At 65.3% G+C, this 268-nt stretch carries 1 protein-coding gene; it reads right to left on the bottom strand.

Going from position 1 to position 268, the window contains the following annotated elements; all coding sequences use genetic code 11:
* Positions 1-268: VCBS domain-containing protein (locus tag KW824_RS20725; RefSeq protein WP_218410895.1), on the bottom strand; the 268-nt coding region annotated here is incomplete at both ends.

Below are 268 nucleotides of genomic sequence, written 5' to 3' on the forward strand. Positions count from 1 at the left end.
GTGACGGTGTGCTCGGTGCCATCCACGGAGGTGACCACAAAGGTCTCGACCTTGGTCTCACCTTCGCCCAGGTACTGCACCTTGCTGTTGTCGACCTGGTAGGTCCAGGCACCGCCTTCGGTGATGGTCAGGCTACCCAGTGCGCCAGCGCTCGGGGTGCCGTTGCCAGCCAGGAACTTGGCCTCGTCGGCGCCGTCCACGTCGGTCACGCTCAGGGTGCCGGTCTCGGTCAGAGTCGGGTTGGTTTCGTCTTCGGTGACCGCGCCAG

Source organism: Aeromonas sp. sif0611, from assembly GCF_019218845.1.
Taxonomy (GTDB): domain Bacteria; phylum Pseudomonadota; class Gammaproteobacteria; order Enterobacterales; family Aeromonadaceae; genus Aeromonas; species Aeromonas media.